This is a genomic window from Sulfuricaulis sp. (assembly GCF_040901545.1).
Classification (GTDB): domain Bacteria; phylum Pseudomonadota; class Gammaproteobacteria; order Acidiferrobacterales; family Sulfurifustaceae; genus Sulfuricaulis.
In genome coordinates, this window is record NZ_JBBDYL010000045.1 from 266194 (window position 1) to 291485 (window position 25292).

Here is a 25292-nt window from a genome sequence, read left to right on the forward strand (position 1 = left end):
GAAGACGGGAAACTCCCTGAGGTGAGCGCGCTTCGCAATTTAAGCTTGGTTAATGCGGAATGGCGTCAAGGATTTCCCGGCCGTCGTTGTCGTTGAACAAGCGGTAAACCCGCCACACGTCCTCGGCACTTTTCCGGCAAGCGCCATAGCGAAACGGCATGTTGCTTCCCGCCAGGGCAAAACGCAAATCGTTAAACCAGACACACAGATCGTCCTTGGCGCGATCCACGCGATACAGCGCTGGGTACAGGGCAAATTGCCGGTAGGCCGCGAGGGCCTGCGAGTACCAAACCTGTTCCGCCAGCGACGACTCGCCAGTGGAACCGAAGCGCGGAACACGCGTCCACAACGCCTCGCGCGGGGGATAATACGAGGCGTATACCTGCCATAGCCAATTCGCGTCTTCAGGGGGGAAATCCGGAATGTCATCGCGCCAGAGACTCACGTAACTCATGTGATAAACATTTTTCCCGGGAATGACGATCATCCAGTGGAACGGTGAAAAGGGTTGGGGAATGGCTTCGACGGCAGTGTCTTCGAGCTGATGCCGGGCGGCGTAAGCCTCGCCTACCGCGACGGCGCGCTGGTGCTGGATGCCCTGGAAACCCACGTAGGTGGCGAGCACAGCCAGGCCGATGATCGCGGGCATGCGCGTCAGATTCCAAATAACCGCCGCGACGAGCCCGGCCACGATAATCATCGTGAAATACGGATCAATGATGAAGGTCGTCGGTATCTGCGCCCGCCAGGTGGAGAACGGCGCGAAGATCATCGTGCCGAAAGCCGTGAACACGTCGCCCAGGATATGAATGCCGATACCCAGTGCCGCCACGCCCGCGAAGGCGCGCCAGGAATATTTTCCGCGCACCAGCAGCATGAACAGCAGCGACAGTCCGAGCGCCCACAGCGGCAACAGGATCACGGAGTGCGTGATGCCGCGGTGCATGGTGAGATAGGTCAAGGGATCGATTAAACGTGTAATGAAATCGCTGTCCGGAAACGCCGCGGCCCAGAAACCGACCCACATGCGCATACGCCGCGGCAGCTGATCCGGCCGCGGATTTTTCGGTTCCGTCGCGCGCGCCAGCAAGGCGCCGGAAAGGGCATGGGTTAAAGTATCCATAAAGGATTTGGAACGCTCTGTAGGAAGCTAGTTTAGCACCGGTTATCAGGCCAAATCAGTCCACCCGCCGCCTCGCCTTTCATATATTTGGTACGGCGATGGAATTTCAAGCAAGGTAAGCGCCATCAAGGTGAAAAATCAATAATGTTTGTCAAGCAATCAAAACGGCTTGACCACGGTCAGAATCACGATGGCGATGAGGATTATTGTGGGCATTTCATTGACCCAGCGGTAATAAACATGACCGTGGCGGTTGCGGTCGTATTTGAAATCGATCAGCAACTTGCCGCAGTAGATATGGTAAGCAATGAGTGCGAACACCAGCGCCAGCTTGATGTCAAGCCACGTTCCGGAAAATCCGTAACCGAGCCACAGCCACACGCCGAACAAGATCGTCAATACGCCACCGGGCGTCATGATGCCGAAGAAGAGTTTGCGCTCCATCACCTTGAAGCGCTCGATGCCTTCGCGGTCGCTGGCGGCAGCCATGCTGTGATACACAAACAGACGCGGTAAATAGAACAGCCCGGCAAACCAGGTAACGAGAAAAATGATATGCAGTGACTTGACCCAGAGCATGTTATGGGTCGTTTATAACATCTGCGCCAGCAGCGTGGCGATCCCGAGAAAAGAGAGAAATCCCACGACGTCGGTCACGGTCGTGAGCACGATGGACGAGGATTGCGCCGGGTCCTGGCCCATGCGCGTGAGCGCGATGGGGATAATCGCGCCGGAGAATCCGGCGGCAGTCATCGACAACACCATCGATATGCCGATCACCAGCGAAAGTCCGAATGACTGACTCCAGAAAAATACCGCCACCCCCGTGGTCAGCGCGATGGCCAATCCGTTCAACAGGCCGACATTCACCTCCTTCCATACCACGCGCATCCAGTGACGCGCGCCGATCTCACGCAGCGCCAGCCCGCGCATAGTCACGGCCAGCGCCTGCGCGCCGGCATTGCCCGACTGGCCGGCCACCACCGGCATTAAAACCGCAAGTGCCGTGAACTTGGCGATGGTGCTCTCAAACAACCCGACCACGCTGGCGGCGAGAAAGGCCGTGAGCAGGTTGATCTGCAGCCAAGGCAGGCGTTTGATCACGGCGAACGGTACCTTGGACAGCGCGCGCTCGTCCTTGCTCGCGCCGACCATGGTCTGGATATCCAGGCTGGTTTCCTCCTGTAACGCCGTCAGCAGCCCGGCCTGGTGGATAACGCCCACCAGCCGGCCGTTGACGTCGATAACCGGCAGCACCGGCAGCTTGTATTGTTCCAGAATTTCAACCACTTCCTCGCGCGGCGTGAGATTCTGCACGGCGGATGCAATGCGTCGCGAGATGTCCGCGAGCCGCTGGTTCGGATCCGCCAGCGCCAGATCCTGCATTTCAACGCGACCGCTCAGGCGACCTTCCTCGTCGGTCACGTAGATCTCGCGCAACGCGCGGGCCTTGCTGCGGCGCAGTCGCGTGAGTGCTTCGCGCGCCCCCATGTCGGCGCGAAAAGCGATCACGCGCGGATCCATGAGTTGCCCGGCGGAATCCGGCGGGTAATGCATGAGCTCGTCAAGCTCCTTGGCGATTTCGGGATGGAGTGGCGCCATGTATTGTGCGCGGATTTCCGGATCGATCCGGTTCAGCAGCGTGGCGGATGACGCGGGATCGAGTTCCGAAAAGAGGGCGCTGCGCAGCTTGTCGGACACCGCCGCGAGCAGACGTTCCTCCGTGTCCTGGGAGAGGTGCTGCCAGACTGGCACGATGACGTACACCGGTTGCTGGGCGAGCACTTCAGCCGCTTTCGTGGTGGGCAGTGCTTCCAGGTGCCGGGCCGCCTCGCGCGGGTAGTCGGTGAGAAATCGCCGGTTCAGGGCGTCAATGGCCGCTAGCGCCTCAGCGGGCATGCCGATTCGCCTCGGTCGTGGTCGGTGAGGGCAGCAGTGTGATAAGCGCCTGCAGTAATTCCGCGAACACGCGCCAATAGGCGCGTGCCAGCAACGCGAGCCCTTCCGTAGATGCGGCCGCCGCCTCGCCCGGGAGCGGTTGCTTGAGAGCGCGGCAGAGTACCGGGTATTCCAGCGCCCCGATGAAGCGCTCCGGCCGTTCAACGACCGGCAGGGCATGGAATTCTTGCCAGCCTTCGCTTTCGAACGCCGCCGCGAGCGACGCGCGCGCGCTCAGGTGGTGGCGCGTCGACCGCATCAGTTGTTCCACAGTGATACCGCGCCTGGCACGCAGCAGATCTACCAACTCCACCATTCCCAGGAGACGTTGATGGGCGTTGACGATATAAATATATGTTTCATGCGACTCGGAAGATTGCCGCAGCCGTTCGAGCACGTCGCCGACCGGCGTGTCCGGGGTGACGGCCAGGGAATGCGGGTTGATCCAGGCACCGACGGTGTCTTCCGGATAGGTGAGCAGCAGGCGGAAAGCGAGCGCCGAGGCCGTGGGCAACTGGGTGACCAGCTGATCGCGGCGCGTCAGGCCGACATAGCGCAAGATTGCGGTTCCCGTCTGGGCATCCAGATCGCGGATCATGCCGGCGGCGACTTCGTTGTCGAGCTGCTCCAGGCACCGCGCGGCGGCAGTCGGCAACATGTGGCGCAGCACCGGCGCCCCAAGCCGCGCCGGAAGCAACGCGAGAAAGGCCGCGGCATCGGCCACCGGCAGACGCTCCAACACCCGCGCCGCATCGCCCGGATGGGTCTCGGCGAACGCCAGTGACAACTCACGCGTTCGTGCCATGTTGGTTTCCACCCATCAATAGCACAATGGGCTCATCGTGGTAAATTTTGCCTGGCAGGTTGACGCGCCCGTCCGCGGTTTCGAGCACGATGGCGGTGGCGGTGAACTCCAGGATTCGCCCCTCGAATTGTCCCACGCGCACGGTCTGGCCGGCGCGGTATAGCTGCCGCAGATAATGCGCGCCGATCAGATTGCTGACATACGTGCGCGCACCGAGGCTTAACGCCAGCGCCAGCCCGCCGAGCAAGGTACTGGCCAGCACCGTGACCATGATGACCAGGAACGTGACCTTGATGCCGATCTGGTCGGCGCCGATCACCACGGCCGTGACCAGAATCACGAGTTGCGCGACGCGGCCCAGCAGCACGCGTTGGCTGTCGGCCACCGGCGCGGTGGTGGCGACAACATCGCGCACCAGCGCACTCAACAGAAAACCGGCGAGCACGATCAGACCGCCGGTGAGCAAAATAGGCAGGTAATCGACGACGCGATTGAGCCAGCCCAGGAAGGCATCGAGTCCCAGCACCTGGGTGGCGGCAGTGAGGAAAAACAGGACCACGACCCAGAATACGATGCTACCCAGCACTTCGGCCGACGCCGACAGAATGCCGGGCCGGTCGGCGTTCCGCGACGACAGGCGGCGGATGGCGCGATCCAGGAGATGAATCAGGCGCACCGCCCCCGCGCGCAGGAGTCGGGCGAGCAGCCAGCCGACGAGTAGCAACAACAATGCCCCGATCAGGTTGGGCAGGGTTTCGGCCGTGCGCTGCGCGAGACCGGTAAAGGCCTTTTCCAGCGCCGTGCTCCAATCAGAATTCGGGCCCATCGTCGCTCCTCACGCGGGGGACGGCGGCCGTGAGCCGCTTGATCGTAAGCCTGGCCGCATGGTGTCGGTGCCGATCAAGGTAAGCGATCCGCCGTTACGGCGCAAGCGTAAGCAACATCCGGACAACGGTTAAAAAAGCGCTACGAGGTCGTTAAGAAAACTCATGCCGGTGTCCGTCGGTCGCAGGGATGTCGCGTCCCAGGTGATGAGCCCCCGGTCTTCCGCCTCCTTCAAGGGCTTGGTGGCAACGGAAATCGGCAGGCCGGTTCGCTCCGCGAACAGGCGCGACGGAATACCGCGAGTGAGGCGCATGGCATTCATCATGAATTCGGTTACGGTCTGTGCGTGCGTGAGTTTCTGCGCGCCACCGATACTCGCGGCCATGCCCGCGGTGCGCAGATACTCGTTGGGCTGTTTGACCTTCCACAGTCGCGTGATGCCGGTGCGATCGGTGATTTTGCCGTGCGCCCCGGCGCCGATCCCGAGGTAGTCGCCAAACTGCCAGTAATTCAAATTGTGCCGGCACTCGTACCCTTCCCGGGCATAGGCTGAAACCTCATATTGGCGGTAGTCCGCGGCGGCCAGCTCAGCCAGCAATCGGGTCTGCATCTCCCAGATGACGTCGTCGTCCGGCAACACGGGCGGGCGTGCGTGGAACAGCGTGTTCGGTTCGAGGGTGAGTTGATAGACGGAAAGATGACCGGGATGGAATCCGGTTGCCGTTCGAATGTCGGCAAGCGACTCTTCGACGGTTTGCTGCGGCAAGCCAAACATGAGATCGAGATTGAAATTGTCAAAACCCGCCGCGTGCGCGGCCGCGGCGGCACGCAGCGCTTCCTCGCGGCCGTGAATCCGACCCAGCGCCTTCAGCTTTTCCGGATCGAAGCTCTGAATGCCGATGGACAGGCGGTTGATCCCGGCCTGGCGGAATCCCTTGAAGCGTTCGAGCTCAACCGTTCCGGGATTGGCCTCGAGTGTGATTTCGATGTTCTGGTCCAGCGGCAAGCGCGCGCGAATTCCCGATAGCAGACTATCGATGGATTCGGGTGCGAATAAACTGGGTGTCCCGCCACCGAGAAAAATGGAATAAACCAGCCGGCCCCACACCCGCGGCAGATCCTGCTCCAGATCGCGCAGCAACGCCGCGACATAGTCCGGTTCCGGAATTTTTTCACGCGCCTCATGCGAATTGAAATCGCAATACGGGCACTTGCGCACGCACCAGGGCAGGTGCACGTACAGCGACAACGGCGGGAGTGAGACGAAGTTCTGCATGTACGGGTGAGAGGAAGAAGAACGACAAATTATACCACCGCGCGACATCTTCAGAACGAATCAGGTACGTTGGCTGGGCGCCGCCAACGCCTGGGGGCGCGCGATGCTGACCAGCATTACGCCGAGTAGGATTACCACCGTGCCGGCCAGCTGATAACCGCCGAGTGTTTCCTGCAACACCAACCAGCCGAGCACCACGGCAACGAGCGGATTGATATAGGCATAGGTCCCGAGCGCGGCGGGGCTGACCTCGTGCAGCAGCCAGATGTAGGCCGCGTAGGCAATGCAGGACCCGAAGACGATCAGGAAAGCGAGCGCCGCCATGGCCTCCGCCGACCAGCTCCAGCGCGCGGTCTCGCCGAGGGGGAAGCCGATACCGCAGAAAACGAGACCCGCAAACAGTGACTGCATGGCCGCCACCATGAGCGGTGCTGTGGTCAGCCGACCGCGCTTGGCAATCATGGAACCGGCGGCCCACAAGGGGCACGCCGCGAAAACCGCGAGTTGCGCCCCGAAATGTTCCAGCGAAAATCCCCGCTCCGGCAGCATCAGCATGGCGACGCCGAAAAAGCCGACGGTCAAACCGAGCACAGTGCGCGGCCCCAGTTTCTGGCCGGCAGAACCGAGCGTGCCGAAGCCGGCCAGCCACAGCGCCACGGTCGCGACGATCAGCGCCGCCTGGTTGGACGGCACCCATTGTTCGCCCCACACCACGAGTCCATTCGCCCCGACCAGCATGAACATTGCGGTGATTACTATCGTGCGCCATTCGCGCAGGTGGGTTGGAAATTTATGCCCGCTCAGCCGCGCGTACAGTGCCAGCAGGATACCGGCGACGACGAACCGCGCCCCGGCAAACAATGCAGGGGGTAATTGCTGTACGCCCACGCGGATCGCGAGATAGGTCGAGCCCCAGATGATATACACCGCGGCGAAGGCGATGATGACCTTGGAGCGCCAGGCGGCGTGGTGTTCCATTTTGTTATTTTACTTTTTCTGGACCGCCTGTGTGTTTACTTGTGTTTGCCCGCATGGCCTGGATTGAAACAGAGGAGAACTTAAAAAAAGCCTAATGCCCAGCATCAGCAGCGCCGCTTTTTGGCGTCTGCTGGATGCGATTGTTATGTGGTGTTAGGTACGGTCACTTTTGCTGAGACATATTCCAGTATGTTCAGCTAGAATTCCAATCCAATTTAGGTAATTCAACTAGAGCGCCGAGCTTTGACAATGGGCTTGAACGCAGCCAATCTTGAAGCTTATTGGTAAGTTTTGGGTCGCCCATCACTTTAATATCACCTTTTCTTACTGCGTCACGAAAGCGTTGTTGGCAAATCCAAATCTCTGTCATCGTTTTCAACGAGCACTTGATCACAATATCGACATCATAGCCGTGATCATCTAAGCATAAGTCAATTTCGCCCTTCTCAGAGACTAACCACCAATCTCGCGCCCCTTTTGGTGCATCGGGGTATTCAAACTTTACAACGATACGATGGTTTGGAAAAATTGCCGGATCCACGCTCCGACGCATATCCCACATCAATAAGCCAGCATCTAAATCTCCTTTGTTTAAATTGGAGCGAGCCCAGCGATGACCCCATGCGCCAAGTAGCTCTATAACTGGGCGTAACTCTAATCCCGCAGACGCCAGGCTGTAGGTATAGTTTCCTTTGCTCCCACAGAGGTCTATTACCCCAGCCTCTACCAATTGTTTAAGACGCGAAGATAATAATGTCGGTGACATCAAGGGGACACCTTTTTGCAGCTCATTGAACCGCGTACTTCCCGCGAGTAATTCACGCACGATTATTAAGGTCCAGCGCTCGCACAATAATTGAGCAGCTTGTGCCAGAGGACAGAATTGGCCATAAGTCTTCATTTTGCACCTTCCCAAGTGGAGTCGAGGTGATATTGGAATGTAGTGATCACTACAGATTCTGTACTTAACGGTATCTACGTCCAATGCTAGGTTGCATGTGTATCCAGTAACTTATCGAGGTGTTATTGGGACGTTGAGACCACTACAGATTCTGTACTGCACAATTTCCCATTCCGATGCTAGGTTGCATCTGCTTCAATATTCCAACAGAGTATAGAAATTATTATTTTTTACAAATTGGAGAGGTATTATGAGCGAATCACTCTATACAAGGCTGGGTGGCACTGAAGGTATCGTCAAAATAGCGAATGATGTCGTCGATAATCATTTATTGAACAAGACTATTGCTGCACGATTTTCTAAGAGCGATATACCCAAACTAAAGAATGCAGCCGCCACATTTTTTATTTCGGGAACGGGCGGTCCCGATGTTTATAAGGGTAAGGATATGTTAGCAGCACATAAAGGGATGAATATCGCCGCCACGGAATTTATGGCGGTCCTGGATGATGCTTTGTCAGCTTTGGAGAAAAACAACATCGGTCAACGCGAACAAGAAGAAGTTTTATTTGTGCTCTACAGTATGCGGTCTCATATTATGCTCGTTTGAATAAGCTAGTCTAAATTATTCAACCATTTCTGAAGAGATCTCTTCAGAAATGGTTCCTAACTATAAATTCGATTTCAAAACCACCGTATAACTTCGGCATGGTTGTGCTAATCACCCCCTGAGTCAAGCCGAACCCCGAGGGAAGACGAAGTACCGACCCGCAGGGGCGAGCGAGGGATCGCGAGCGTGCGCATCCGGCGCAGGGATGCGCCGTATGCGCACCCGCTGAGGCGACCGAAGGGGTGAGGGGACCCGCGATGTTTGCGGGCGCAGACTCGGGGGCGCGCTTTCTTTCGGTTACCTTTCTTTGCGCGAACAAAGAAAAGAAACCCAGGGCGCAGGGGCGGAGCCACCCGCAATTATGCTTTTGAGTCGCGCGTAGAGCGCGCGAACCATTCAAGACCGGGATTCCGGCTTTCGCCGGAATGACAACTAAAAGTGGGTATGTCCCAAAGCAGAAACCAACGCCCGCAACGCCTGTCCCCGATGGCTCAATTTATTTTTCACTTCCGGCGGCAGTTCGGCGGCGGAGCAGTTGTGGGTGGGTACAAAGAAAACCGGATCATAACCAAATCCATTCGCGCCGCGTGGTTCATGCAGAATTTTTCCTTGCCACGTTCCCTGGCAAATAATGGGATCGGGATCGGATTCATGACGCAGGAACACCATCAGGCATTGGAACCGTGCGGTGCGCGCAGCGTTCGGCACACCTTTGAGATCGGCCAGCAATTTTTTCACGTTTTGTTCGTCGCTTGCGCCATGCCCGGCGTAGCGGGCGGAATAAATGCCGGGTGCCCCATGAAGGTGATCCACCTCGATCCCGGAGTCATCGGCAATCGCTGGCAGACCCGAGTGGCGCGAGGCGTTGCGTGCTTTCAAGAGGGCGTTTTCGACGAAACTCGAGCCGGTTTCTTCGGCATCCGGCACCTTGAAATCGGATTGCGGGACCACGGTAATCTGCAGATTCGAGAGGATCTGGTTGATCTCGCGCAGTTTGCCGGGGTTGTTGCTCGCCAGTACTATGTTTTTTGTCATTGCGAAACAGAAAATTTCACAGGATTAACAGGATTAAAACAGGATTAACAAGATTGAAGCTAAACTATTTCCGAATTAATCCTGACAATTTTGTCAGGAACAAAATTGGACGGCCACAGGCCGCCCGTCAGGGTGCGCGCCAGGGAAGGCGCGCATCAAAATCCTGAAAATCCTGTGAATCCTGTCTATTTTATTTCCAGCGCTTTCTTCTGCTGCGTGATGAGTTCGCGTATGCCCTGCTGGGCAAGCTTGGTCATCGCGAGCATGTCTTCCAGGCTGAAATGCCCGGACTCCGCCGTCCCCTGGATTTCGATGAAACCGCCGGCATCGTCCATCACGAAATTCATATCAGTCCCCGCGTTGGAATCTTCGGCGTAATCGAGGTCGAGTACCGCCTCGCCGCCGAAGATTCCGGTGGACACCGAGGCGACGAGATGACGCAAAGGGTTGTCTGAGATCGATCCGCGTTTGCGTACGTGGTTGATGGCATCCACCAGCGCCACACACCCGCCGGTGATGGCGGCCGTGCGGGTGCCGCCATCGGCCTGGATGACGTCACAGTCGATGGTAAACGTGCATTCACCCAGTTGCTTCATGTTCAGCGCCGAGCGCAACGCGCGCCCGATCAGGCGCTGGATTTCCAGGGTACGCCCGCCCTGCCTTCCCGAGGACGCCTCGCGGTTCATGCGACTGCCGGTCGAGCGCGGCAGCATGCCGTATTCCGCCGTGACCCAGCCCTGGCCCTTGCCCTTGAGGAAGTTCGGCACCTTTTCCTCGACGGTCACATTGCATATCACCCGCGTCTCGCCGCATTCGATCAACACCGAGCCTTCGGCATGCTTGGTGTAATGCCGGGTGATCCGGATGTCGCGCAATTGATCGGGTTTACGTCCGCTGGGCCGCATGGGTTTCCTTGGGAAACAGATACGAGTCGCAAGATACAAGATACAAGAATCTATATAAAGCGAAACCGGCACATCGGTGACGTCTGCCTGTATCTTGTAACTTGTATCCTGTATCCGGTTTATTTGGCTTCGAACTTCTTGAGGAAATCCTCGATCTCCTGAATACGGCTTTTAATGGATTTGTTCTTGTCATCGGCCTCTTCCTCGATCGGAGGGGCGGATTTCTTCGGCGGTAATTTGGCGATGTGCGGCAGATGGCGCCGGGCTTCATCGCGCAACATGGCCTCATCGACCCGCGCCGCCGCCTTGCCCTGCACCGGCGCGCTCCGGGTGACGGCATCCTCCCAGCGCAGGCAGACAGCACTGACGTTGTCGCAACCTTCTCCCCGTTTTCTCACCGCCGCATACAGCATTTCTTCCATGCCCGCTTCCAATCCCGGCGTTCGAAGATATTTCAGGATTTCATCGGGGGTGAACGCCTCCCACAGTCCGTCGGTGCACAACAACAGCATGTCGCCGGGTTGCAACGCGGTTTCTTCTCCGACGCTGATCGTCGGTTTGTGAGGACCCCCGAGACAGTCGAGCAAATGGCTTTTCTGGGGATGTTCCAGCATCTCTGTCTCGCTCAATAATCCGCCTTGATGCAGTTCCTCGACGGTAGTGTGATCTTGCGTACGGAGGAGCAGCTGGCCCCGGCGGAAGTGATACAACCGGCTGTCCCCCACGTGCGCCCAGTAGGCATAACCGTTCTGTACCAGGCAGACCACGCACGTGGTACGCGGGTCGATCGGCGGTTGGCTCGCTTGGCCCTGGGAAATAATCGCATGATGCGCGTGCAGGATGCCGAGCGCGAGAAATGCCGAGGGGTGCTCAATGACCGGTTGACGCACCGTCCGAAAATCGCGCATCAGTGTCTGCACCAGAATTTCCGCCGCGATTTCACCGCCGAGGTGTCCGCCGAGCCCGTCGGCCACGGCCATGATCACGGCATTGTCCCGTTCGGCGTAACTCACACGGTCCTCATTTTTCGGCCGCGCCCCGCGGAGACTGTACTGGGTGATCTGGTATTTCATTATTTTCTACCTACCGCGCCGGAATTTATCCGTCAGCCGTTCGATCAGTGAATCCGGCGGCGGTTTGGGCGCCACGATGGGATCTTTCCCGAGAAAATCGAGCAAGTCGTCGACTTTTTGCGGTCGGTTCATCTGATCCATTTGCAAACACCAGTCCACCGCCTCGAGCAACTGGTTTGAATAACGCCCCGTGAACTGGCGCACCGCGGGTTTGTATTTGTCTTTTTCCGCCCGGGCCGTGGCCGGCGGCGGGGCTTTACCGGAGAGGCAGGCCCACATGGTGGCGCCGATGGCATAGAGATCGGTCCAGGGTCCGAGATGACCGCGCTGGTGCTGTTCGATGGGCGCGAAACCGCGCGTCAGTGTATGCGGAAGTGCGCGCCGTTCGCTGACGGATGACGGCTGTGCCGCGCCGAAATCAAGCAGCAGCGGCGAGCCGCCCGGCCGCAGATAAACATTCGCCGGTTTGATATCGAGATGCAGGAGCCGATGCTGGTGCAGTTCGCGCAATCCCAGCAGAAGTTTGGGAAACACCGTGCGCATGAATTTTTCGCTTAAGCGCCCGTCATGGCGCTTGATGTACCAGCGCAGATCCCGGCCCTCTTCGTAATTCATTACCATGTAGATGGTGTTGTTCTCGCGAAAGAAATCCGTGACGCGCACGATATTCGGGTGATTGACCTTGGCCAGTGCATTGGCTTCATCGAAAAAACGCTTCATCCCGGTGGTAAAGGTCGAGAAGCTTTCCGTCGACAGGCTTTCCACGGTCACCCCGTCGGGACGCGTCGCCTCGTTCTTGGGCAGGTATTCCTTGATCACCACGGGTTTCCCGGTCCGGTCGTTATGGGCCAGATAGACGATGCTGAAGCCGCCACCGCCCAGGATTTTGGTGATGCGGTAATGATGCAGCTGGTAACCGGATGGCAGGGCGTTGGTGATCTTCATGCTATCGATTTAGGGTTGACCGGCGGAATAGGCGTCAAGTTTGGCGGTTCAATATCAATTATATATGGTTCATTTGGGATGGCCGATGTTCTCGGGTTTCACCCGTGCCGGTTTCGGTTTACCATCCCCAAGCCCATGAATCGCGCCAAATCCCCACCCGTAACCGCCAGCATGACCGCCTTTGCCCGGCAGGAGGCCGTCACCCAGTGGGGTGCGCTGATCTGGGAACTGCGCTCGGTAAATCACCGGTATCTTGAAATCGCTCTGCGACTGCCGGAAGAATTGCGGGCGCTGGAGCCGCGTGTCCGGGAACTGATCAATGCGCGGCTGGCGCGCGGCAAAGTCGACGGTACCCTGCGTTTTCAGCCGAACGAGGCGGTCGCCGACGCCATCGATCTGAACGAGGAGCAGGTTCAACGTCTGCTGGTGACGGCCGGCCACTTGCGGGGATTGGCGGTTGATGTCCTGCCGCTGCGCGTGATCGATATTCTCCGCTGGCCGGGCGTGCTCAAGGTGTCGTCGCCGGACATCGAAGGCCTAGGCACTGCGGCGCTCGAGGCGCTGAAAGCCGCGATCGAGGAGCTGGTCGAGACGCGAATGCGCGAAGGCGCGCGCATGCAGGAGTTCATGGGGCAGCGGCTCGCGACCATGGAACAATTGACGGCCAAGGCGAAAGCATTGGCCCCGGAAGCGGCGCAAACTTTCCGCGTGCGACTGGAAGGACGGCTGAGGGAAATCAAGCAGCAACTCGAGCCCGCGCGCCTCGAACAGGAGATCGTCCTGTTTGCGCAGAAATCCGATGTGACCGAGGAGCTCGATCGTCTCACGGCGCACTTTACCGAAATCCGGCGCGTATTCGACCAGCCCGGCCCCATCGGCCGGCGGCTCGACTTCCTGATGCAGGAACTCAACCGCGAAGCCAACACGCTTGCTTCCAAATCCACCGACACGCGCTTGACCAACGTCGGCGTGGAACTCAAGGTGTTGATCGAGCAGATGCGCGAGCAGGTACAGAACATCGAATAACGCCATGCGCCGACGGCAAAAATAAGAATTCATGGACAAAGGACGACTGTTTATTTTTTCCGCCGCATCCGGTACCGGCAAGACCAGCCTCGCGAAGGCGCTGATTGAAAGCATGCCGAACCTGGCGTTCTCGGTATCGCATACGACGCGTCCACCGCGCGCGGGCGAGCAGCACGGGACGCATTACTATTTTGTGAACCAGGAGCAGTTCGATGAAATGGTCGCGGCGGACCGGTTCCTCGAACACGCAACGGTCTTCGGGAATTTCTACGGCACGTCGCGTGCCGCCGTCGAGAACATGCTGCGCCAGGGAAAGAACGTCATCCTCGATATTGACTGGCAGGGCGCGCACGCCATCAAGGAAAAAATGCCGGAGTCGGTCAGTATTTTCATCCTGCCGCCCTCGCGCGCCGAACTGAAAGCGCGGCTGATCAAGCGCGGTCAGGACTCGCGGGAAGTGATCGAGTCGCGCATGCGACAGGCAATGGCGGAAATGGCCCATTACCCGGAATTCGACCACGTGGTGGTGAACGACGATTTTGACTCCGCCCTCGGTGATTTGAGGGCGATTATCACCGGCGTTGGCAGTCCCCGGCCGTTGAACGTGGATATTCAGGCCCTGTTGTCTGATTAGATTAAGTGGTAAAAAAGTCTCTATATCAGTAAGATGGAACGCGAGGCATGTCCTTGGCTTGGTTCCCAGGGTTCCCGACGCGTGGGATAGACGCAGATATCCTATGGCATATCCCGCGGCCTAACCGCGTTTCGTGATTATCGATCCGGCACAGATGTAATTGAAACGTTCGTGGCGCCGGATCGATAATCGAATCTCTTAAGATTGCCTGTTATGGCGGCGGCAAGGCGTCTTATACTCAAGACATGACCCTGTTTATCGGGGTCTGCGCTACAAATGGATTAATGCCGCCGCAATAACGATTGAGGTATAGGTATGGCCCGTATCACGGTTGAAGACTGTCTGGACAATGTGGATAACCGATTTCAGCTGGTGTTGGTGGCCACGCGCCGCGCGCGCCAGTTGATCGCCGGAGCGGAATCCTGTGTGCCGCGGGAAAACGACAAGCCGACCGTGCTCGCACTGCGCGAGATCGCCGGCGGATTTGTAACCAACGCCATTCTGGAAGAGGAAACTCCGCAAGCCGGACTAGAGGCCGATGAAGACACAGCCGACCAAACCCAAACAGGCGGGGCAACCTTCAGCCCGGCTTCCGGCAAAGAGAACGGAACCGAAGCCTGAGCTGGCACCGTTAACGAGCGCTCCGCCGGCGTCACCGCCGCGATTTCAGATCAGCGATCTGTGCGCGCTCCTAGAAACCTATCTCGAACCCAGAGACGTCGCCCAGGTTTACCGGGCCTATGAGTTTGGCGCCAAGGCTCACCACGGGCAGCACCGTGTCAGCGGCGAACCCTATATTTATCACCCACTTGAAGTCGCCCGCATCCTGGCGTCGATGCGTCTTGACGGCAAGAGCATCATCGCCGCGATTCTGCACGACGTAATTGAAGACACCCCCACGGCAAAAGAGAACATTGCGCAGGAGTTCGGTGGCGACGTCGCCGAGCTCGTGGACGGCGTTTCCAAGATAACCCGCATCGAATTCCAGTCGCAGGAAGAGGCGCAGGCGGAAAATTTCCGCAAGATGCTGCTTGCCATGGCAAGCGATATCCGCGTCATTCTCATCAAGCTCGCCGACCGTTTGCATAACATGCGCACCATTGGCGCGCTCAATCTTGAACACCGTCGCGCCATCGCGCGCGAAACGCTGGATATTTATGCCCCGATCGCAAACCGCCTGGGCGTGCATCAGTGGGCGGTGGAATTGGGGGATCTCGCCTTCGCCACGCTCCACCCGATGCGTTACCGCATCGTTTCCGAGGCGGTCCGCAAGCGTCACGGCAACCGCAAGGCGATCGTCGAGAAAATCCGCACCGCCGTCACCACGCAGCTCGAGCGCGAGGGACTGGCGGCGGAAGTGACCGGACGCGAGAAAAATCTCTACAGCATTTACGAGAAAATGGAACAAAAGCATGTGTCCTTCGATCAGGTCTACGATATTTACGCGTTTCGCGTAATCGTGGACAAGGCGGATACCTGCTACCGCGCCCTCGGCGTCATACACAATCTTTACAAACCCATTCCCGGGCGCTTCAAGGATTACATCGCTATTCCCAAGGCGAACGGATACCAGTCGTTGCATACCGTGGTGTTTGGTCCGTTCGGTGTGTCCATCGAAGTGCAGATCCGCACCCAGGACATGAATCGCGTGGCCGAGGCCGGAGTCGCCTCGCACTGGCTGTACAAGAGCGGCGACACCGCCGCGGATCCGGTACAGCAGCGCGCGCTGCTCTGGCTGAAGGATTTGCTCGAAACCCAGCAGAAAGCGGGCAACCCGCATGAATTTCTCGAGCACCTCAAGGTAGACCTGTTCCCCGACGAGGTATATGTATTCACACCCAACGGCGAGATCAAGAAGCTCCCCCGTGGCGCCACGATCATCGATTTTGCCTACGATGTGCACACCGATGTCGGCAACCGCTGTATCGGCGCGAAGATTAATCATCAACTCGCGCCATTACGGACCATCTTGCGCAACGGCGATCATGTCGAGATCATCACGGCCGACTGGAGTCAGCCCAATCCCGCGTGGCTGACTTACGTGGTTACCAGCAAGGCGCGCGCGAACATTCGCAGTTTCCTGAAGAACCAGAAATCCGATGAATCGGCCAAGCTGGGCGGACGCCTGCTGGAAAAGGCCCTAGAGGATATCGGCGCCAATCTTTCCGATGTGTCCGATGACACCCGCCGGGGATTGCTGAAAGCCCTCAAAGTCAAAACCTGGAGCGATCTGCTCAGCGATATCGGTCTTGGGAACCGGTTGGCGGGCGTCATCGCGCGCCAACTCGTGCCCGCCGCGTCCCAGGTTCTGGTCGAGGAGCAAAGCCGGTTCTTCGGCCTGTTCAAGCGCAAATCGGTACGGGACAAGAGTCCGTCGCTCGCGATCCGCGGCACTGAAGGCGTGGTCGTTACCTACGCGCGTTGCTGCCGGCCGATCCCGGGCGATCCGATCCTCGGCTTCCTGACCGCCGGACGCGGAATCGTGGTGCACACCGAAGATTGCCCGAACGTGGTTAAATACCGCAAACATCCGGAACAATGGATCGATGTCCAGTGGGAACGCGACATCTCGAGTGTATTCCCGGTGAATATTCGGGTCGATTCGAAAAACCAGCGCGGTGTGCTCGCCGCGATCGCGGCGGCGATCGCCGAGCAGGAGGCGAATATCGACACGGTTTCGTTCGATGACCGCGACGGGCGGTATACTTCCATGAACTTCACGCTGGAAGTACGCGGCCGGGGTCATCTGGCTCAGATCATGCGCCGCATTCGCGCACTCGAGTCCGTGGTACGGATCAATCGCATGAAAGGCTGAAAAGGCGGCAGACGTGGCACGGAAAAAAATCAATACGGCCGATGCGCCACAGGCGATCGGCACTTATTCCCAGGCTGTCAAAGTAGACAATACGGTTTACCTGGCGGGGCAGATACCGCTGATACCGGAAACCATGACCCTGGAACAGGGCGACATGCGCACGCAGATCCGGCGTGTATTCGACAACCTTAACGCCGTGGCCAAGGCGTCCGGCGGAAGTCTGCAGGATGTCGTGAAACTCAATGTGTATCTCACGGATCTTTCGCAATTTCAGCTCGTGAACGAGGTCATGTCACGATTTTTTGCAGAACCCTACCCGGCACGTGCCGTGGTAGGCGTGGCGGCGCTTCCCAAGGGGGCGGAAGTTGAAATGGATGCCGTCATGGTCTTGATGCCCTCGAAGATCGTGCGCCTGTCCAAGCCAATGCCTTCCCGAGCCAGGCAGAAAAAACATCGCGGGAGAAAACATGCATCCACCAGAGCAAGAGTTGCATAAATCAAATAGAAGGGAACGATGCGGCGTATCAGTTCGCGAGATGCAAGCAGTCTGGTATTCATGCCGGCGATCCTGAATCCGGACGTTATCATGATATCAATCCTGTCCGGATCCTCCCTGTTCGATCGGGGGCCATAACTATAAGCGTTCCACAGGGCATACGAGTCGATTCGCTACCGGTCACGTCGCTGAAGGGTGTCGGTCCGAAATTGCGAGAAAAACTCAAGCGTCTCGGCCTGCATACCGTTCAGGATGTCCTGTTCCATCTTCCCCTGCGTTATCAGGATCGCACGCGCCAGCTTCCAATCGGGAGTCTTCGCCCCGGAAGCGACGCCGTCATCGAAGGCGATATCGAACTTGCGGATGTGGTGTACCGCGGCCGACGCAGCCTGATTGTCCGCGTGAGCGATGGCACCGGTCATCTGTACCTGCGGTTTTTTTACTTCAACGCGTCGCAACAGGCCAATTTGACGCGCGGACGGAGAATGCGGGCATTCGGGGAGGTGCGGTTCGGCCCGTTGGGTTTTGAAATGATTCATCCCGAGTATGAATTCACCGATAGCACGCAAGCTTCGAAGGCCGAGGAAAGTCTGACACCCGTTTATCCCGCGACCACGGGCGTGCATCAATTGAGCCTGCGCAAGCTCACGCGCCAGGCATTGGATAATTATCTCGATCAAATCCACGATTGGCTGCCCCCCGCGGTGCAGGCGGAATTGCATCTGCCGACCCTCACAGAGGCGCTGGCGCTCGTGCACCGACCGCCGCCGCAGACGCCGGTGGAGTTGCTGATTCAGGGCCGGCATCCCGCCGTGCGGCGGCTGGCTTTCGAAGAACTGCTGGCGCATCACCTGAGCCTCAAGCGTCTGCGCGCCCGGGTGCGGCAGGAAAGCGCGCCCGTCATCACCGGCGCAGGCAGGATGATCCATGAACTGATGGCGCGATTGCCGTTTCAGTTCACGCGCGCACAACATCAGGTGCTCGATGAAATTGTGCGCGACCTGCGACACGACCATCCCATGCAACGCCTGGTGCAGGGCGACGTCGGATCGGGCAAGACCATCGTGGCCGCCTGCGCCAGCCTGCAGGTGGTCGAAAACGGTTTGCAGGTGGCGGTGATGGCGCCGACCGAACTGCTCGCCGATCAGCATCTGCGTAATTTTTCCGGCTGGCTCGCTCCGCTCGGCGTTGCCGTGACGGGGCTTTCCGGAAAACTCACGGGTCATACGCGCCAGGACGTGCTCGAAAAAATCGGCTCGGGCCAAGCCGCCATCGTTGTCGGCACGCAGGCGCTGTTCCAGCAAGGCGTGGAATTCGCCGGGCTGGGATTGATCGTGGTCGACGAGCAGCACCGATTCGGCGTGCATCAGCGGCTGGCGCTGCGCGAGAAGGGGAGCAAAGGCTCGCGTCGGCCGCATCAGCTGATCATGACCGCTACCCCCATCCCGCGCACGCTGGCGCAGAGCCTGTATGCCGATCTCGACGTGTCGGTAATTAACGAGCTGCCGCCGGGACGCCAACCGGTGGAAACCGTCGCCATTCCCGCGGGACGCCGCGCCGATGTGGTTAGCCGTATTCGCGATGCCTGCGCCGCCGGGCGTCAGGCCTACTGGGTCTGCCCGTTGATCGAGGAATCCGAGACGCTGGATCTCGAGACAGCGACGGATACGGCGCAGGCGCTGCGGGAAGCGCTTCCCGATCTGCAAACGGCGCTGATTCATGGCCGCCTGAAACCGGCGGAAAAGGAAAAAATCATGGCGGCGTTCAAGCGCGGGGCCATCCAGCTGCTGGTGGCCACCACCGTTATCGAAGTGGGTGTGGATGTACCGAACGCGTCGCTGATGGTCATCGAAAATGCCGAACGCCTGGGATTGTCACAACTGCATCAGCTGCGCGGGCGCATCGGACGTGGCAGCACGGAAAGCCATTGTGTGCTGCTTTATCAGCCACCCTTGTCGGAAATGGCACGGGCGCGGCTCGCGGCGCTGCGCGAGACCAGCGACGGTTTTGAAATTGCCCGCCGCGATCTCGAGATGCGCGGCCCGGGCGAGTTGCTCGGCACGCGCCAGGCCGGCATGCCGCAATTTCACATCGCCGATCTGCTGCGCGACCACATGCTGCTGCCGCAGGCCCAGCGGATCGCGGAGTTACTACACCAGGATTATCCCGATTGTGTCGATCCCATCGTGCAGCGCTGGGTGGGCAGCGGTGAAGATTTCGGCCATGTTTGATATACAGCGTGATCGCTCGGCGTGATCACGGTCGTCGCGCGCGCTGACCGGCATGGCCGTTTCTGCTACGATTCGGCTTTCTTACACTTAGATTTACCCTGTTCATGGCCACCGCGAGTGCTGCGCCGCAACGGTATACCGAGCCGCTCTGGCGGCCAGCGCAACGGCTGAACCGCTCCCGGATTCCGGAAAAATACCTGCCTTGGTTGCTCGATCCGGCGTCACTGACGGAACGACTCATCAATCATTGTCGTCACACGTTTCGCGTACAACTCTTGAGCCAGGAACGGATTCGACCGCTGCGCAACGAGGCGTCGGCATTAGGGATGCGGCCCGGTACTCGTGCGGTCGTGCGTCAAGTGCAGTTGCTGTGTGCTGACACAGCATGGGTTTATGCACGCACCATCATCCCTCCGCGCACGCTGGCAAGGAAATTTCATCGGTTCACGCGCCTGGGCGCGCGTTCGTTGGGAAGCATGTTATTTTCCGATCCATCCATGCAACGCGGCGAAGTGGAAGTGACCTGTCTCACCCCTGCCGACCGTATTTATCACTTCGCCGTGCGTCACCTAAAGGTGAAACCCGGAGAAATCTGGGGCCGCCGCTCGCTGTTCCGGCTCGGCGGCAAACCGTTGCTCGTGTGTGAATTTTTCCTGCCGGAAATACCCGATTTTTTAAAGTGACGGCGTTTAACCGATACCTGGATTATGCCCGGTTGATGCGTCTGCACCGGCCGATCGGCATCCTGTTGTTGCTCTGGCCCACTCTCTGGGCCTTGTGGATCGCCGCACGCGGCGCCCCCGGTCTGCATATCCTCTTCGTCTTCGTGGCGGGCGTGGTGCTGATGCGTTCCGCCGGATGTGTCATTAACGATTATGCTGACCGGGATTTTGACCGGCACGTGGCGCGCACGCGCGACCGGCCGATCGCCGCCGGGCGCGTGACGCCGACCGAAGCACTGGCGCTCTTTTCCGTGCTTTGTCTCGTCGCCCTGGCGCTGGTATTCACGCTCAACACGTTAACCATCCTGCTTGCTATTGTCGGAGCCTTGCTCGCCGCGACCTATCCCTTTCTCAAACGCTATACGCATTTGCCGCAGTTCTATCTCGGTGTGGCATTCGGTTGGGGCATTCCCATGGCCTTTGCCGCCGAAACGGGCACGATCCCCCTCGTGGGCTGGCTGTTACTGGCCGCCAACGTTTGCTGGGCGGTGGCCTACGACACCCTTTATGCCATGGTGGACCGGGAGGATGACCTCAAGGTCGGAATCAAATCCACCGCCATCCTGTTCGGCCGCTACGATCGCATGCTGGTATTTCTGTTTCATATCCTGGCTTTGACGCTGCTGGCGCTTTCCGGGGCACGGGCCGGCCTGAGTCTGGGGTATTATGCGGGACTGGTCGCGGGGCTCGGATTTGCGCTTTATCAGCAACACTTGATCCGTACCCGCGGGCGCGATGAATGCTTTCGCGCGTTTTTGAACAACAACTGGTTCGGCGCCTCGGTGTTCGCCGGCGTGTTGTTACAATAGGATCAGGAGACAAGGGAATGAAACTCTACGGATCGCTCACCTCACCCTATGTTCGCAAGGCCCGAGTATTAATCCGTGAAAAGAATCTGGCGTGTGAATTTGTCGTGGCCGATGCGTGGGCGGCGGACAGCCCGATACCGGCGCTCAATCCGCTCGGCAAAGTGCCGGTGTTGGTGCTCGACAACGGCAAAACGCTGTTTGATTCGCCGGTCATCGTCGAATACCTCGATTCGCTCAAGACGCCACCGCTGCTTGCCACCTCCGGCGAGACCCGCTGGCAGATGCTGTGCTGGACCGCCCTGGCCGACGGCGTGCTGGATGCCGTCGTAACGCGGTTTCTCGAATCGCGCCGTCCTGCCGAACAGCAATCCGCCGATAATATCCGCCGTCAGGAGGCGAAGGTAGCGCGCTCGCTGGATTACACCGAACGCCATTTGTCTGACGGGGCCTGGTTGATGTCAGGGCATTTCACACTGGCGGATCTCGCCATCGCGGTGGCGCTGGAATACACCGATTTCCGTTATCCGCACGATTGGCACCCCCGCCATCCGCGGCTCGCGACCTGGTTAGCCGAGATCAGCAAGCGCCCTTCCCTGGCTGAGACCCGGCCGCCCGGTATGGAAAAGAAGTGAACACGATTCCGGACCCCGGCGCATGACAGTCGGAATTCTCGTCATCGCGCTGTTGATAATCCTGATTGGTGCGGAAGTCTTCACGAATGCCCTGGAACATCTCGGCGAACGCCTGAAAATCACCGAGGAAATGACCAGTTCGATTTTCACCCCCGTGGGCACCGCGTTGCCTGCCACCATGGTGCCGATGGTGGCGGTTCTGTCCACCTTCGGCACCCAATCCGTGCGCGAGGAAATGGCGGTGGGCGCCATACTGGGAGCGCCGCTCATGCTTGCCACACTCGTCATGTTTTTGACCGCGGTTGCCGCCATTTCCCGGCGCGGGTGGGAGGATCATTTTTCTCCCGAGTGTACGGCGTTGAACCGGGACTTGTTCTGGTTTCTGATTGCGATCGGTTTGGGCACCGCCGCCATCTTTGCGCCGCATTCGATGAAGTGGTTGCGTATTTTGCTTGCGCTGGGACTGGTGCTTGTGTACATCGTTTATCTGGTTCGCTATTTCCGGACATCGCGTCAATCCGGCGCGAAGGGCCGTCGGATCCAGGCTTCTGAGCGTTTGTACCTGTTTCGCCTGTTCGGCCGTCTGGGCGTGACGGAGAACTTGCCGGTGATATTCATGCAGCTCGTTATCGCAACCGCCTTCATTGTCTTCGGTGCGCAGGGATTTTTGCAGGGTGTGGAGCGGTTATCCGTGTGGACCGGCGTATCGATTCTGGCTCTGTCCATGGTGATTGTGCCGTTGGCCTCGGAATTACCGGAGAAATTCAACAGCCTTGTTTGGATCCGCACGCGCAAGGATACGCTGGCCTTCGCCAACATCACCGGGGCGATGGTATTCCAGGCCACTTTGCTGCCGGCTGTCGGGATCATGCTCATGCCGTGGGAGCCACGCCCTGAAATGCTCGCGGGCGTCATCTTTCCCTTTGCCGCCACCGCCTATTTGCTGTTCAGGCTGCGTCATGGAAACCTTCGCGCCGTACATCTTTTCGTCAACGGTTTCTGTTATTTCGCTTGCCTGCTCGTGGTCCTGGGTTGGGGCTACGTGCCGGTAGCCGCGCAATAGCCTAGAATAGGCCGGCATGGCTACTCGATGCGGACAAATGGCAAGCATGGTGGAAGAAGAAACAACCCCGGCGCGTTATGCGGTGATGGGCAATCCTGTTGCCCACAGCAAGTCGCCCCAAATCCACAGGCATTTTGCCCACCAGTCCGGTCACGACATCGAGTACACCGCGCTGTGGGTCGACGTCGACGGTTTCAGGGAGGCAGTGGAGCAATTTCGCGACGAAGGCGGTAAAGGACTCAATATTACCGTTCCGTTCAAGCTCGAAGCGTTCCAGCTTGCAGATAACCTGAGCGATCGCGCCAAACTCGCCGGGGCGGTCAATACGATTCGCTTCGAACCTGATGGCAAAATATTCGGCGACAATACCGACGGTACGGGTCTCGTTCACGATCTCGCCAAGAATCTCGGCGTACAGCTGAGGAATAAAAAAATTCTCGTTTTGGGCGCGGGTGGTGCTGCGCGCGGCGTGCTCGGACCGCTGCTCAGACAGAATCCCGCCGTGCTCGTGATTGTCAATCGCACGGTTTCCAAGGCCCGGGAACTTGCCAAGATCTTTGAACCCATCGGCAAGGTCGAGGCCTGCGGATACGAGGAACTGGTTGGCAAGCGCTTCGATGTCGTGATCAACGGCACGAGCGCAAGCCTGAAAGGCGAAATGCCTCCGCTACCGGTGAACCTGTTTGCCAACAATGCGGTGGCCTACGACATGATGTATGGCGACAAACCCACGCCATTTCTCGAGTGGGCGATGCTGCATGGAGCCACGATCGCCGTCGATGGTCTGGGGATGCTGGTGGAACAGGCAGCCGAATCGTATCTGCTGTGGCGCGGCGTGCGCCCGGAGACGAAACACATCATCATGGCGTTGCGCAAGGGCGGTTGACAGAGTTTAATCAATAAAGCCAATTACGCGAACCAGGAAATAGGGGATTCATCGAGCGCCGCCCGCTGCTTGAGCGCCAGGATCTGTTCCTCCCGGTATCGCCGGGTATTTCAATCCCGCAACGGTCTGTTTTGCGTGGCACGTTGTAAATCGCGCCTTGGCTGACGCCCGGACGACGCGCGATCCGGGAATTCGATAATCCCTGCCGCTTGAGTTTCAACACTTTCTGAGGATCAGGGTTGTGGAACGGTCTGGGCAAAGTTCCCCAGCTAAGCAATAATTCAGCTTTCCCCGGCGGGTTCGCCGGTTTCGGACCTTACGCCCGACCGCTTTTGCGTGCCTTTTCCAAGCCAGTGGCGCCATCAACGCGTCGGCGTAGTTTTGTCGTCCGGTAACGGTCCGGAAACAATTTCTCCAGAGAAATTCCGGTAATCTCGGAAACGCGTTTCTCGACGCGGGCGCTGATGTATTTGCGCGTTAACACCTGTTGCACGGACTGCGGTCCGAACAGCCCCAGTTCACCGGCAACCCGCGTGAGGGTGTACCCCTTTTTGGCGAGTGCATACTTAAGTTCCAGATAATCCATTCTTGTTATTCCTTGTGTTAGGATTCAGCTGAATATATTCAGCATTACCTTTCCATTTCCTTATTCGCGAAAGTATGGTTGTAAAAATTACACCTGTCAACAGCGTAAGTGTAAAATATTCATCTCCGGCGCGACTGAAAGAGGAGCGGGCGCGTCTTGGCCTGAGCCAGACAGCGCTTGCAGGTGTCTTGGGCGTGACCAAATGGACAGTGATCAATTACGAACGGCCGGGCGGTCGCGGCACGCCGATTCCCGCAAACTTACTTTCCGCTTGCGCCCGGCTCGGAATGGATGTGCAGTATGTCCTGACGGGTGTGCCTTCGGCGAATCTGAATCGGGTGGCAGAAGAGACCGGGAGCTACCGAGTGGCGCGGAACAAGCCCACGGCACTGTCGAACGATGAACGGAATCTACTTGCCAAATACCGCCGTCTCAAACCACAGCAGCGTACGCACGCACAAGCGATTGTGAGGGCCCTTATTGCTGCGGATGGAAATGGGCGCGGAAAGTCGCGACAGCGGACGCATCGCCGAAAACGCTAGCCCAAGGCAGCAGACGGTACTTACTTCAAAAAGTCATTTTTCAGCTCCACTTAGTGCATCGCTGTATATTCAAAACAGGCTTTTTCCGCTTCCGTCAATTCCCGCACCTTCCGCGCCGGGCGGCCCATCCACAGAAATCCTCCTGCCAAATCCTTGCCCTCGGTGACAAGATTGCCGGCGCCGAGGGACACACCACCGCGAAGAATCGCGCCATCGAAAATGGCTGGACCCATGCCGATGAGGCAATGCGACTCGACGGTGCAACCATGAATGATGCATTGATGGCCGACCGTGACGTCATCCCCGACCACCACGGCCCAGCCTCTAGGCGTCTGCGCCAATGACTGCCGCGGCTGCATCGTTGTAACCTCGGGGCCAACGGTGGCAAAGCTATTCTTGTAGGGACGTATCGCCATGGAAAACTGAGAATTTGACA

At 58.5% G+C, this 25292-nt stretch carries 26 protein-coding genes and 1 pseudogene; 13 read left to right on the forward strand and 14 right to left on the reverse strand.

Going from position 1 to position 25292, the window contains the following annotated elements:
- Window positions 1-49: 49 nt before the first annotated feature.
- The 8 genes from WD823_RS09590 to WD823_RS09625 form a co-directional block, all read right to left on the reverse strand.
- Window positions 50-1123: a metal-dependent hydrolase gene (locus tag WD823_RS09590; protein ID WP_368429259.1), complete on the reverse strand. Its 1074-nt coding sequence runs from the start codon at window positions 1121-1123 to the stop codon at window positions 50-52.
- A 159-nt stretch (window positions 1124-1282) separates the two neighbouring features.
- A complete protein-coding gene (gene hemJ, locus WD823_RS09595) occupies window positions 1283-1702 on the reverse strand; it encodes a protoporphyrinogen oxidase HemJ (protein WP_368429260.1) in 420 nt (139 codons plus the stop codon).
- A gap of 12 nt (window positions 1703-1714) precedes the next feature.
- The gene (gene mgtE, locus WD823_RS09600; RefSeq protein WP_368429261.1) at window positions 1715-3022 is read right to left on the reverse strand and encodes a magnesium transporter; all 1308 of its coding nucleotides are present in this window, start codon (window positions 3020-3022) and stop codon (window positions 1715-1717) included.
- Window positions 3012-3866, reverse strand: coding sequence for a CBS domain-containing protein (locus tag WD823_RS09605; protein ID WP_368429262.1), 855 nt, complete (start codon window positions 3864-3866; stop codon window positions 3012-3014). The genes mgtE and WD823_RS09605 overlap by 11 nt, the downstream gene beginning before the upstream one ends.
- Window positions 3850-4692 (reverse strand): hypothetical protein, encoded by an 843-nt coding sequence (locus tag WD823_RS09610; protein ID WP_368429263.1) that lies wholly within the window; start codon window positions 4690-4692, stop codon window positions 3850-3852. Before WD823_RS09610 ends, WD823_RS09605 begins: the two co-directional genes overlap by 17 nt.
- A 129-nt stretch (window positions 4693-4821) precedes the next feature.
- Window positions 4822-5967, reverse strand: coding sequence for a radical SAM family heme chaperone HemW (gene hemW, locus WD823_RS09615; protein WP_368429264.1), 1146 nt, complete (start codon window positions 5965-5967; stop codon window positions 4822-4824).
- 60 nt (window positions 5968-6027) lie between these two features.
- A complete protein-coding gene (locus WD823_RS09620) occupies window positions 6028-6945 on the reverse strand; it encodes an EamA family transporter (RefSeq protein WP_368429265.1) in 918 nt (305 codons plus the stop codon).
- Window positions 6946-7138: 193 nt separating this feature from the next.
- Window positions 7139-7846, reverse strand: coding sequence for a winged helix-turn-helix transcriptional regulator (locus tag WD823_RS09625; protein WP_368429266.1), 708 nt, complete (start codon window positions 7844-7846; stop codon window positions 7139-7141).
- A gap of 250 nt (window positions 7847-8096) precedes the next feature.
- Here WD823_RS09625 and WD823_RS09630 point away from each other — a divergent pair, with 250 nt between their 5' ends.
- A complete protein-coding gene (locus tag WD823_RS09630) occupies window positions 8097-8456 on the forward strand; it encodes a group 1 truncated hemoglobin (protein WP_368429267.1) in 360 nt (119 codons plus the stop codon).
- 432 nt (window positions 8457-8888) lie between these two features.
- Here the strand turns inward: WD823_RS09630 and rdgB are convergent, their stop codons facing one another.
- The 4 genes from rdgB to WD823_RS09650 all read right to left on the reverse strand — a co-directional run bounded on the left by rdgB (window position 8889) and on the right by WD823_RS09650 (window position 12414).
- Window positions 8889-9491: an RdgB/HAM1 family non-canonical purine NTP pyrophosphatase gene (rdgB, locus tag WD823_RS09635; RefSeq protein WP_368429268.1), complete on the reverse strand. Its 603-nt coding sequence runs from the start codon at window positions 9489-9491 to the stop codon at window positions 8889-8891.
- 185 nt (window positions 9492-9676) lie between these two features.
- Window positions 9677-10396, reverse strand: coding sequence for a ribonuclease PH (gene rph / locus WD823_RS09640; RefSeq protein ID WP_368429269.1), 720 nt, complete (start codon window positions 10394-10396; stop codon window positions 9677-9679).
- Between the two features lie 119 nt (window positions 10397-10515).
- Window positions 10516-11469 (reverse strand): PP2C family serine/threonine-protein phosphatase, encoded by a 954-nt coding sequence (locus WD823_RS09645; RefSeq protein WP_368429270.1) that lies wholly within the window; start codon window positions 11467-11469, stop codon window positions 10516-10518.
- 6 nt (window positions 11470-11475) lie between these two features.
- Window positions 11476-12414: a serine/threonine protein kinase gene (locus WD823_RS09650; RefSeq protein ID WP_368429271.1), complete on the reverse strand. Its 939-nt coding sequence runs from the start codon at window positions 12412-12414 to the stop codon at window positions 11476-11478.
- A 78-nt stretch (window positions 12415-12492) separates the two neighbouring features.
- Between WD823_RS09650 and WD823_RS09655 the strand changes: the two genes are divergently transcribed.
- The 11 genes and pseudogenes from WD823_RS09655 to aroE all read left to right on the forward strand — a co-directional run bounded on the left by WD823_RS09655 (window position 12493) and on the right by aroE (window position 23728).
- Window positions 12493-13440 (forward strand): YicC/YloC family endoribonuclease, encoded by a 948-nt coding sequence (locus WD823_RS09655; protein ID WP_368429272.1) that lies wholly within the window; start codon window positions 12493-12495, stop codon window positions 13438-13440.
- 31 nt (window positions 13441-13471) lie between these two features.
- Window positions 13472-14074: a guanylate kinase gene (gene gmk, locus WD823_RS09660; protein WP_368429273.1), complete on the forward strand. Its 603-nt coding sequence runs from the start codon at window positions 13472-13474 to the stop codon at window positions 14072-14074.
- A 315-nt stretch (window positions 14075-14389) separates the two neighbouring features.
- Window positions 14390-14695: a DNA-directed RNA polymerase subunit omega gene (gene rpoZ / locus WD823_RS09665; protein WP_368429274.1), complete on the forward strand. Its 306-nt coding sequence runs from the start codon at window positions 14390-14392 to the stop codon at window positions 14693-14695.
- A complete protein-coding gene (locus WD823_RS09670; protein ID WP_368429275.1) occupies window positions 14613-16889 on the forward strand; it encodes a bifunctional (p)ppGpp synthetase/guanosine-3',5'-bis(diphosphate) 3'-pyrophosphohydrolase in 2277 nt (758 codons plus the stop codon). Before rpoZ ends, WD823_RS09670 begins: the two co-directional genes overlap by 83 nt.
- Window positions 16890-16902: 13 nt before the next feature.
- Window positions 16903-17280, forward strand: a pseudogene (locus WD823_RS09675) (RidA family protein); the annotation flags it as partial.
- A gap of 263 nt (window positions 17281-17543) precedes the next feature.
- Window positions 17544-19616 carry an ATP-dependent DNA helicase RecG gene (gene recG / locus WD823_RS09680; protein WP_368429323.1) on the forward strand — a complete coding sequence of 691 codons (2073 nt, stop codon included), beginning with the start codon at window positions 17544-17546 and terminating at the stop codon, window positions 19614-19616.
- Window positions 19617-19720: 104 nt separating this feature from the next.
- Window positions 19721-20299, forward strand: coding sequence for a chorismate lyase (locus WD823_RS09685; protein ID WP_368429276.1), 579 nt, complete (start codon window positions 19721-19723; stop codon window positions 20297-20299).
- Window positions 20296-21147 carry a 4-hydroxybenzoate octaprenyltransferase gene (ubiA, locus tag WD823_RS09690; RefSeq protein ID WP_368429277.1) on the forward strand — a complete coding sequence of 284 codons (852 nt, stop codon included), beginning with the start codon at window positions 20296-20298 and terminating at the stop codon, window positions 21145-21147. Before WD823_RS09685 ends, ubiA begins: the two co-directional genes overlap by 4 nt.
- A gap of 17 nt (window positions 21148-21164) precedes the next feature.
- On the forward strand, window positions 21165-21779 hold the full coding sequence (locus tag WD823_RS09695) for a glutathione S-transferase N-terminal domain-containing protein (protein ID WP_368429278.1): 615 nt from the start codon (window positions 21165-21167) through the stop codon (window positions 21777-21779).
- Window positions 21780-21801: 22 nt separating this feature from the next.
- Window positions 21802-22842 (forward strand): sodium:calcium antiporter, encoded by a 1041-nt coding sequence (locus WD823_RS09700; RefSeq protein WP_368429279.1) that lies wholly within the window; start codon window positions 21802-21804, stop codon window positions 22840-22842.
- A gap of 16 nt (window positions 22843-22858) precedes the next feature.
- On the forward strand, window positions 22859-23728 hold the full coding sequence (aroE, locus tag WD823_RS09705; RefSeq protein ID WP_368429280.1) for a shikimate dehydrogenase: 870 nt from the start codon (window positions 22859-22861) through the stop codon (window positions 23726-23728).
- 316 nt (window positions 23729-24044) lie between these two features.
- On the opposite strand, the gene WD823_RS09710 is transcribed toward aroE, so the two are convergent.
- Window positions 24045-24314: a transcriptional regulator gene (locus WD823_RS09710; RefSeq protein ID WP_368429281.1), complete on the reverse strand. Its 270-nt coding sequence runs from the start codon at window positions 24312-24314 to the stop codon at window positions 24045-24047.
- A gap of 74 nt (window positions 24315-24388) precedes the next feature.
- Here WD823_RS09710 and WD823_RS09715 point away from each other — a divergent pair, with 74 nt between their 5' ends.
- Window positions 24389-24856, forward strand: a complete 468-nt coding sequence (locus WD823_RS09715) for a helix-turn-helix transcriptional regulator (protein ID WP_368429282.1) — start codon at window positions 24389-24391, stop codon at window positions 24854-24856.
- 50 nt (window positions 24857-24906) lie between these two features.
- Here the strand turns inward: WD823_RS09715 and WD823_RS09720 are convergent, their stop codons facing one another.
- On the reverse strand, window positions 24907-25272 hold the full coding sequence (locus tag WD823_RS09720) for a gamma carbonic anhydrase family protein (RefSeq protein ID WP_368429283.1): 366 nt from the start codon (window positions 25270-25272) through the stop codon (window positions 24907-24909).
- Window positions 25273-25292 lie beyond the last annotated feature (20 nt).

Coding starts and splice junctions, on each gene's coding strand:
- WD823_RS09620 (WP_368429265.1), bottom strand. CDS start 6,945: ATGGAACACCACGCCGCCTGGCGCTCCAAGGTCATCATCGCCTTCGCC.
- hemW (WP_368429264.1), bottom strand. CDS start 5,967: ATGCAGAACTTCGTCTCACTCCCGCCGTTGTCGCTGTACGTGCACCTG.
- mgtE (WP_368429261.1), bottom strand. CDS start 3,022: ATGCCCGCTGAGGCGCTAGCGGCCATTGACGCCCTGAACCGGCGATTT.
- WD823_RS09605 (WP_368429262.1), bottom strand. CDS start 3,866: ATGGCACGAACGCGTGAGTTGTCACTGGCGTTCGCCGAGACCCATCCG.
- WD823_RS09710 (WP_368429281.1), bottom strand. CDS start 24,314: ATGGATTATCTGGAACTTAAGTATGCACTCGCCAAAAAGGGGTACACC.
- aroE (WP_368429280.1), top strand. CDS start 22,859: ATGGCTACTCGATGCGGACAAATGGCAAGCATGGTGGAAGAAGAAACA.
- WD823_RS09610 (WP_368429263.1), bottom strand. CDS start 4,692: ATGGGCCCGAATTCTGATTGGAGCACGGCGCTGGAAAAGGCCTTTACC.
- WD823_RS09645 (WP_368429270.1), bottom strand. CDS start 11,469: ATGAAATACCAGATCACCCAGTACAGTCTCCGCGGGGCGCGGCCGAAA.
- WD823_RS09625 (WP_368429266.1), bottom strand. CDS start 7,846: ATGAAGACTTATGGCCAATTCTGTCCTCTGGCACAAGCTGCTCAATTA.
- WD823_RS09700 (WP_368429279.1), top strand. CDS start 21,802: ATGACAGTCGGAATTCTCGTCATCGCGCTGTTGATAATCCTGATTGGT.
- WD823_RS09720 (WP_368429283.1), bottom strand. CDS start 25,272: ATGGCGATACGTCCCTACAAGAATAGCTTTGCCACCGTTGGCCCCGAG.
- rph (WP_368429269.1), bottom strand. CDS start 10,396: ATGCGGCCCAGCGGACGTAAACCCGATCAATTGCGCGACATCCGGATC.
- WD823_RS09685 (WP_368429276.1), top strand. CDS start 19,721: ATGGCCACCGCGAGTGCTGCGCCGCAACGGTATACCGAGCCGCTCTGG.
- gmk (WP_368429273.1), top strand. CDS start 13,472: ATGGACAAAGGACGACTGTTTATTTTTTCCGCCGCATCCGGTACCGGC.
- WD823_RS09630 (WP_368429267.1), top strand. CDS start 8,097: ATGAGCGAATCACTCTATACAAGGCTGGGTGGCACTGAAGGTATCGTC.
- hemJ (WP_368429260.1), bottom strand. CDS start 1,702: ATGCTCTGGGTCAAGTCACTGCATATCATTTTTCTCGTTACCTGGTTT.
- WD823_RS09695 (WP_368429278.1), top strand. CDS start 21,165: ATGAAACTCTACGGATCGCTCACCTCACCCTATGTTCGCAAGGCCCGA.
- WD823_RS09655 (WP_368429272.1), top strand. CDS start 12,493: ATGGCCGATGTTCTCGGGTTTCACCCGTGCCGGTTTCGGTTTACCATC.
- WD823_RS09590 (WP_368429259.1), bottom strand. CDS start 1,123: ATGGATACTTTAACCCATGCCCTTTCCGGCGCCTTGCTGGCGCGCGCG.
- WD823_RS09670 (WP_368429275.1), top strand. CDS start 14,613: ATGAAGACACAGCCGACCAAACCCAAACAGGCGGGGCAACCTTCAGCC.
- WD823_RS09715 (WP_368429282.1), top strand. CDS start 24,389: ATGGTTGTAAAAATTACACCTGTCAACAGCGTAAGTGTAAAATATTCA.
- WD823_RS09650 (WP_368429271.1), bottom strand. CDS start 12,414: ATGAAGATCACCAACGCCCTGCCATCCGGTTACCAGCTGCATCATTAC.
- rdgB (WP_368429268.1), bottom strand. CDS start 9,491: ATGACAAAAAACATAGTACTGGCGAGCAACAACCCCGGCAAACTGCGC.
- rpoZ (WP_368429274.1), top strand. CDS start 14,390: ATGGCCCGTATCACGGTTGAAGACTGTCTGGACAATGTGGATAACCGA.